Annotated in this window: 2 protein-coding genes; one reads left to right on the forward strand and one right to left on the reverse strand. The window is 68.1% G+C overall.

Annotation, left to right across the window (positions count from 1 at the left end; translation table 11 throughout):
- The first annotated feature begins 280 nt into the window (after window positions 1-280).
- The gene (locus tag ACFYE3_RS18995) at window positions 281-496 is read left to right on the forward strand and encodes a WGxxGxxG family protein (RefSeq protein ID WP_387612025.1); all 216 of its coding nucleotides are present in this window, start codon (window positions 281-283) and stop codon (window positions 494-496) included.
- 197 nt (window positions 497-693) lie between these two features.
- Here ACFYE3_RS18995 and ACFYE3_RS19000 read toward each other — a convergent pair whose 3' ends face one another.
- A complete protein-coding gene (locus ACFYE3_RS19000) occupies window positions 694-1,983 on the reverse strand; it encodes an AI-2E family transporter (protein WP_387612028.1) in 1,290 nt (429 codons plus the stop codon).
- Window positions 1,984-2,485 lie beyond the last annotated feature (502 nt).

Raw genomic sequence — 2,485 nt, forward strand, 5'->3', positions numbered from 1 at the left:
CACGACAGTCTTCTCGACCTTGGTGCTCATGGCATCTCCTTCGATCCGTCTCGACGATCAGGGCCGGCGAACCTCCAGCACTTCGCCGGGGTACTGACGCTACAGTCCGCCTGTCCCGGATGGCCATGGGCACGCCATGATGGTGAAGTTGCCCGCGCCGTCCTCCGCCGGGCCGGTCGAGGCCTCCGACCAGCAGGAGTCGCCGGAAAACTGCAGGGGAAACAGGCTGCAGACCAGGCCCTCGGCCGACGGTCCTTCCCCGCACCGAAGGAGAGCGAAGATGCGCAAGACCGCAGCCCCCGCCGCCCTTTCCCTGGCAGCACCGACCGGCGTGGCAACCCCTGCCACTGCCGCGGAAGTGGCGGTTCCCGCCACCACCACGGCCCAGCAGAGCGAAGACGACAACGGCGAGATGGGCCTGTGGGGTCTGGTCGGTCTGCTGGGCCTGGCCGGTCTGAAGCGGAACAAGAAGGATCACACCGATCGCGGCCACTGAGGCTTCGGCTCCCCAGATCCGGGAATCGGCACACCTGTACCGCGGGGGCCCGCTCGTTCACGGGCGGGCCCTTGGGCTGTCCCCCGGCTGACCGGGATCGGGCCAGTCCCGGCCGCTGATCTCCTCGCCACCCCAGCCTCAGAGCGTTCACCGGTGCGGGATGGCCTGAGGTCGCCGCCCTGCTGCCCGCCCTGGGGTCACTTCTGCTGTCGCTTGGCCCGGGCGTGTTCTCGTTCCTTGGCCCGGGTCCGGCGGAAGCGCTCCAGTTGGGCCATGACCTGCTCACGGGTGAACCGGTCGTGGTGGGTGTGCTTTTTGATCTCCCACGGGTAGTAGTAGGGCTCCCAGGCGATCTCGTCGTCGACGGTCCACTGCCGGGTCACTAGGTAGCGCACCACTGTGTTGGCCAAGGCCATCACCGGGACCGCGAACAGGGCTCCGGGGATGCCGTAGAGGATGGACCCGGTGGCCACGGCCAGGAACACCGCCAGCGGGTGCAGGGAGACGGCTTTGCCCATGATCAGCGGTTGCAGGATGTTGGATTCGAGCTGCTGGATCAGCAGTACCACTGCCAGCATCCCCAGCGCGGTGGTGGGCCCGTTGGCCACCAGCGCCACCAGCACCGCCACCGTCCCGGTGGCCACCGCCCCCACGATCGGGATGAAGGATCCCAGGAGCACGAGGATGCCGATCGGCAGGGCCAGGGGCACCCCGAGCAGGGCCGCACCACCCCCGATGCCCACCGCGTCGATGAACGCCACGAACCCTTGGACCCGGGCGTATTGCACCAGCGAGGTCCACCCGTGCCGGCCCGCACCGTTGACCGCCCGCCGCACGTTGACCGGGAACAGCCGGACCAGGAACAACCAGATCCGTTCCCCGTCCATCAGGAAGAACAGCAGGGTGAACACCATGACCACGATGCCGGTCAGCACGCTACCGGCCGTGGCGCCGAAGGACATCGCCCCGTTGAGGATGGCCTGGCTGTTGTCCTGCACGGTGGTGCCGAAGTCGTTGATCCAGTCGTCGACGGTGCTCGCGCTCAGGTGCAACGGTCCGTCCTCGAGCCAGTCGAGCAGCTGCTGGGTGCCCTCCACCACGCTGTCGGACAGTTGCGCGAAGCCCAGCACGATCTGCCGGCCGGCGATCACGAGCAGACCCACCACCACACCGACCAGCCCCAGCACCACCAGTCCCGCCGCCGCCCCGGCCGGCACGTGCTGAGCCCGCAGCCACTTCACCAGCGGGAAGAGCAACCCGGCCAGCAACCCGGCGATGAGCACCGGGATGATGACCACCGTGATCCTCGATAGCAGATAGCCGGCCAGCCCCACCGCCGCCAGGATCATGATCAGCCGCCACGACCACGCCGCGGCGACCCGCACCGACACCGTAACGCCTCCGGCGGCGTCACCGGGCGTCGGCAGCAACTCATTGCTGCGCCCCGAAGTCAGCGGACGCTGGGCGCCGTGCGATGTCGAGGGCATGGTCACATCCTGGCACGCCCACCGATCACCACGGTGCGGGACGAATCCGCCCTTCTCGTCCCTGTCCGTGATCGGCTGAGCGACCGGCCAGTGGGCCTTTCCGGCGGCGCATAAGGGGGCAGGGTGGAGATAAGGTTTTCCCGTGTTGGTCGCAGGCTCTGGCCCGTGTAGCGGTGCCCGCGCTGCAATGGAAGCAGGACCGACCGCCTGATACTCCAGCACCCCGTTTCCGACTGGCCGGGTCGCCCCCGGACAGGACAGCAAGGGCGATGGGACCAGGGCGCAAGCCAGCAATATCCGAGCTGAGTCGTTGGGAACTGGTCGTCATGGTTCGGCAAGGCAGACCCGGGCAGAATCATGGAGTGGGGTGCGCGGTGGTTGATGTGGATCGTGATCTGCCGTGGACGGCGTTGCCGCCGTCACTCACTCCCCTGCTGGTGGGGCACGTGCCCGTCTTCACGCAGGAGTTGCTGGCGGCGGTGCACCGGGACGTCCCGGTCTA

The sequence above is a fragment of the Kocuria arenosa genome, assembly GCF_042879215.1.
Classification (GTDB): domain Bacteria; phylum Actinomycetota; class Actinomycetes; order Actinomycetales; family Micrococcaceae; genus Kocuria; species Kocuria arenosa.